1 protein-coding gene and 1 pseudogene are annotated in these 6,144 nt (G+C 34.4%); both read left to right on the forward strand.

All coding sequences use genetic code 11. The features are described 5' to 3' along the window. A partial coding sequence (locus ACFIME_RS06710; RefSeq protein WP_375684694.1) for a type ISP restriction/modification enzyme occupies positions 1-4,138 on the forward strand: 4,138 nt, incomplete at its 5' end. A 1,903-nt stretch (positions 4,139-6,041) separates the two neighbouring features. Further along, a pseudogene (locus ACFIME_RS06715) lies at positions 6,042-6,144 on the forward strand (hypothetical protein); the annotation flags it as partial.

The raw sequence follows: 6,144 nt of genomic DNA on the forward strand, positions 1-6,144 counted from the left end.
TGATACGAAAGTAGGCAAGCGTCGTAAAAATCAAGATGATATTGTTGGTATGGAAACATCAGATCTTGTTCTCCCTGCTACCACGGATGCTCAAGCCCTTGCTAAAGAAGCTTGTGAATCCCTAGCAGATGCAATGACCGTGGTCTTTTCAACTTATCATTCTATCCAAGTGATTTCGGATGCACAAAAAGAGCATGGTTTACCCGAATTTGATCTGATCATCTGTGATGAAGCCCATAGAACAACTGGGGCTTCATTGGGAACTGAAGACAATGAATCTGAATTTATCAAGGTTCACGATAACAGCATCATTCGGGGCAAAAAACGTCTGTATATGACAGCAACGCCGCGTATCTTTAGTGACACTGCTAAAAGGCGGGCGGATGAGATCAATGCTGTTTTGGCATCTATGGACGATGAAACCCTTTATGGCAAACAACTTCATCATTATACCTTCGCGGAAGCTGTCGATAATGAACTTTTAACTCCTTACAAGATTGTGGTCTTGGGTATTAATGAAACCTATATCACACCAGCCATACAGGAGATTATTGCCAATGAAAACCGTGAAATTGATTTAGATGATGCGGCAAAAATTATTGGCTGTTATAGAGCACTTACCAAAATAGATAAGCAAGCGGCTGTTGATGATGATGATACAGAGCCCATGCAATGTGCTTTAGCTTTTTGCAAAGACATTAACACCTCTCAATATATAACAAAGCTCTTTAATAAAATTATCAAATCTCATATTGATGATTTCCTTCAAACCGTTCCCTTTCTAAACTGTGAAGTAAGACATATTGACGGAACGCAAAGCGTCAAAAAACGCAATGAGGAATTGGATTGGCTTAAAGAAGATGCGGGGCAAAACGTTTGTCGGATCTTAAGCAATGTTCGGTGTCTTTCAGAAGGGATTGATGTCCCTGCTCTTGATGCCATCATGTTTTTACACCCGCGCAATAGCCAAGTGGATGTGATACAGGCAGTAGGGCGTGTGATGCGTCGTGCTCCAAATAAAAAAACGGGCTATATCATTTTACCCATTATCATTCCTTCACACTTAGAAGCCAAAAAGGCTTTAAAAAACAATAAGAGATACCGTGTTGTTTGGCAAGTTTTGCATGCTTTACATTCTCATGACGAAAGGCTTGCTCGGACAATTAATCAGATGTCTTTAGGACAAGATAGCAGCCATACGATTGAAATTATAGAGATTAAACGAGCCAATGAATTAAAAGAGCTTACCACAACGGTTGATGAGATCTCGATACCATCCAAAACAGAAAGTTCTGGACGTGTCATTGGAACAGCAGAAAGCAAATCTCAATCGGTATCTGGAGGACAAGGAGACCTATTCCGCCGTTCTGAATTTTTTGATTTTGTCAAAGCCATTTTTCTGGATAGTTTTAAAATCACGGATTATTGGGGCATTTGGGCGAACAATGTTGCTGAGATTGCTCAAAACCATATCAATCATCTTAAAGATATGATTTCCGATGAAAAGAGTGAAGCCTTTCACGCCTTTGATGCATTCCATAAGGAATTAAAGAACAACGTCAACAGTGAAATCAAGCAAGAGGAAGCGATTGAGATGTTAGCGCAACATCTTGTCACGCGTCCCGTGTTTGAAGCTTTATTTGACGGTAATGAATTTGTACAGAACAATGCCATTTCGCAAGCAATGGACAAGATCTTAAGAGAACTGGATAAAACGAACATTGAAGAAAAAACCAAAGATCTTGATCAATTTTACAAAAGTGTCACATTCTGTACAGCAGGTATTACAGAAACTCATGCAAAACAGAATCTTATTATCAAACTTTATGAAAGTTTTTTTGCCAAGGCATTTAAGAAAACCACGGATAAGCTTGGGATTGTTTATACACCCGTTGAGGTTGTTGATTTTATCATTCATTCTGTTGATGATGTGTTGCGTAATGAGTTTGGAAAAAGCTTGGGGTCACGGGGTTTTTCTATTCTTGACCCTTTCACTGGAACAGGGACCTTTATCACACGGCTATTACAATCCAATCTCATCAAACCAGAGGATATGGAATATAAGTTCCGTCATGATATCCACGCCAATGAGATTGTTTTACTTGCCTATTACATAGCAGCGATTAACATTGAAACGGCCTATCATAGTCTTATGAAAGGTGATTACATTCCCTTTAAGCATATTGGCTTAACCGATACGTTTCGGATGATTGAAAAACAAGATTTAATGAAAGGTATACTTAAAGAAAACAGTGAATATTTAGAACATCAAAAGAAACTGGATATCAAAGTTATCTTTGGTAATCCTCCTTATTCTTTTGGACAAAAGAGTGCTAATGATAATAATCCGAATACATCTTACCCCATATTAGATGAATGTATCCGTGAAAAATATATATTGAAATCAACAAAAATTATAAATCGGAACAAACTTTATGATAGTTATATTCGTGCCATTCGTTGGGCTAGTGACCGTATTGATAATGCTGGGGTAATCGGCTTTGTCACAAATGCAAGCTTTATCAATGGAAGTTCTATGGATGGTTTACGCAAGTGCCTCGTTGAGGAATTTTCAAGCCTTTATGTTTTCCATTTACGGGGTAATCAACGAACCTCTGGAGAACTTTCGCGAAAAGAAGGTGGCAAGATTTTTGGTTCTGGATCACGAGCTCCCATAGCTATCTCTATTCTCGTAAAAAATCCAAATGCACAACAGCATGGGAAAATATATTTCCGTGATATTGGAGATTATCTCAATAGAGAAGAAAAGCTTAAGACAATTAAAAAATTTAGGAGTATTGATGGCATTACACGGAGCAAAAAAGGTTGGCAAATAATTACACCAGATAAACATGGTGATTGGATAAAGCAAAGAGTTGCTGATTTTGATCAATTCATACCTATGGGGAATAGGAATACCCCAATAGATGCTAAGTTATTTGAGGAAGTATCGCTTGGTATAAAATCAACTCGTGATTCTTGGGTTTGTAATTTTTCGAATAACGCACTAAGTACCTCTATTCAAAAAACGATTGAATTTTTTAATGAACAAAAACGTCTTGTTAGTGAAAACCCATCTATATCTGTAAAAAATATTATTGATTATGATGCTACCAAAATTAGTTGGACGGATACTCTTATTTCTCGTTTAAAACGGGGAGATGATGCAATCTTTGAACCCCATCTAACAGTTCCTGCTCTCTATAGTCCGTTTGTAACAATGTGGCATTATACATCATCATTTCTTAATGACATGTTAGGACAAACACATCAGTTTTTTAATCCAGATATGCCTGATAATCTTGGGATTTGTGTTTCGGGCATAGGAAATCGATCAGATTTTTCATGTCTCATGACAAATAAACCAATTAACTATGCTACATTAGAAACAGCAAGATGCTATCCGCTTCTATTATGTTCTAATTATAAAAAAACTCACGACCATAGCTTATTTACTACAGATGCACAAAAGAAAGTTCGTGATGCCATTACTGATGAGGGGCTAGCGCATTTTAAATCGGCTTATCCTAATGAGACTATAACAAAAGAAGACATCTTTTATTACGTTTACGGTCTTTTGCATTCGGAAGATTATCGTGCCCGTTATGCGGATAATTTATGTAAAGAATTGCCTCGTATCCCTTGTGTTAAAAGTGCTGGTGATTTTTGGAAATTTGTAACAGCAGGGCGTGAATTGGGTCATCTGCACGTGAATTATGAAACTGTAGAACCTTATCCAGTGACCTTTAAAAAAGGCAATCCAAAAGTTACAGAGATCTATAATCCTGAGAAATTCTATTATGTGACTGAAATGAAATTCGCAAAAATTAAGGATAGTAAGGAAAAGGATAAAACCACTGTTATTTATAATAGCAATATCACAATAACAGATATCCCTCTTGAAGCTTATGAGTATATCGTCAATGGTAGACCCGCTCTTGAATGGGTTATGGGGCGTCAATGTGTTAAGACTGATAAAAAGAGCGGCATTGTGAATGATGCCAATCGCTATGCTGTTGAAACCGTTGGCAACCCTGCTTATCCATTGGAGTTGTTTCAAAGGGTTATTACCGTAAGTTTAGAAACAATGAAAATCGTTAAGAACTTACCAAAATTAGAAATAAGAGAAACTGAATAACTTATAAAGCATGTTCACATGATAGGCATGCTAAATTCACAAGGGGTATAGAGCTTATAACCATAATCTATACCTCTCTTGTTAAGTTGATTACATACAATCTTTAAAAGGAGTGTTTATATGCGTTATTCTAAAAAGAAATCATTTGCACTTTTAAATACTCTTATTTGGATTGCTTTAAGACTTTTAAGAAACCCACTCTTAAATAGAATTAGATTTTTTTACATTGCCTTTAAAAGATTATACCGTAATCTAAAATGATAGCTTTATTGTTTTCAAAAGCTTTGTTTAAGAGAGTTATATATATATTCATTTTGCTTATAGGTTTTGAAGGTTTCTCAAACCCTCAAAGTACCTTCAAAAATATACCATGAGTTGTATTTATAGGTTTCATCTTAATATAGATTGTATCTCTAAAATTCTAATATATTGAAATATAATAACTTTTATTTTTTTATTGAAAAAAATATATAAAGGGGAGTAAAAGGAATACTCAAAATCTTCAAAACTAACAACCATAATGATCTTGATAGCATTTCTTATGAGTTACAAACTATCTTTTGAAAGGCTTTAAAGGATCATATGCTTTTCATAAAGCACATTTTAATCACTCACTAAAATAATCTATTTTGTCAGTTCAATTTACTGACACATAACTGACAAATATATATTGTGAGTTGAATTTATGGGTTACTATTTAATAAAGGTTGTATCATTAAAATACTAACCTATTGAAATATATTGATTTTAATTTTCTCTCATTTAAAAAAATAATATAGGCTCTAAAAAGAACTGACAACACTGACACGGTCTATTAAAAGGGATTTTGCTAATCTTTATAATGATCAATCTCTTTTTAGATGTTTTCATAACAAGCAATAAATCGCAATTATCCTATTTATCGTTTCTCTTATGAAAATGAAAAATGATGCCATGGCTATAAAGAACATAACAGCTATAAAGAATGCGTAAAAACAGTAGCTTTGTTTGAATAAAGCAAAAATGCAAATGAATGCATTGGTTATAAGAGCGCGGTGCTTATTAAGATAGTTCAAATGATAAATGCGTTATAAACAAAATTCACAAAAAAAATTAAAATTCATTTAGTGACAAAATTGATAGGTTATAAAGTTTAAAATACGCATTATGAGAGCGTTTCTAAATATTATAAATGTATAATTCAAAACATAACGCAATCGTTTTATAAAGACCATAATATATATTTAAAAGCACATAAATATAAAAGAAGAAATTCATAAGCATAAGATATTATCAATACACAAAGTATTTAAAAAAATACAAAAAATATCAAAAAAGATAAAATATTATTTGACAATAAATACGTATTTTGTTATATAAATAATCAAGTGATTAACAAACACTGAATCGTAAGCGGATAAACCACGTAAGGTTTCTCCTATTTCTTTAAAATACTGACTGTCTTTTATGCTTTGAATAGCGTATTATGATTTTGTCGGGTGTGGTCATGCTATACAAAACCCTTATGGGGAAAGCATGCCAACGGACTTACGACCGTGTTTGTTAGCGCCCGACGCCCTTATAGGGGTGTCAATAACAAACAATATTTTCGTAAGGTTTTAAATATGACAAATATATCAAAAAACACCCCCGTTATCTCTAACATTTCAAATGAAACTGCGCTTGTTAATCAACAAGAGCCTGCAAAAAAATACGAATTTACAGGTGAGACAATAGAGGTTGGTGATTATACTCTTTATCGCATTCGGGCTTTAAGGGATTTTGCTAATATAAAAGCTGGTGATTTAGGCGGTTTTATACATAAGGTTGCAAATTTAGCTCATAATGGTGATTNTTAGGCGGTTTTATACATAAGGTTGCAAATTTAGCTCATAATGGTGATTGTTGGGTCGGTGGCAATGCCATGGTTTATGGTGATGCTCGTGTTTACGATAATGCCCATGTTTCGGATAATGCAAAAATTACTGGATCTGCAAAAATTTATGAAAATGCAAGGGTCTATGGCA

It is taken from the genome of Bartonella sp. AP1QHHD (assembly GCF_042196265.1).
In the GTDB taxonomy this organism is placed as follows: domain Bacteria; phylum Pseudomonadota; class Alphaproteobacteria; order Rhizobiales; family Rhizobiaceae; genus Bartonella.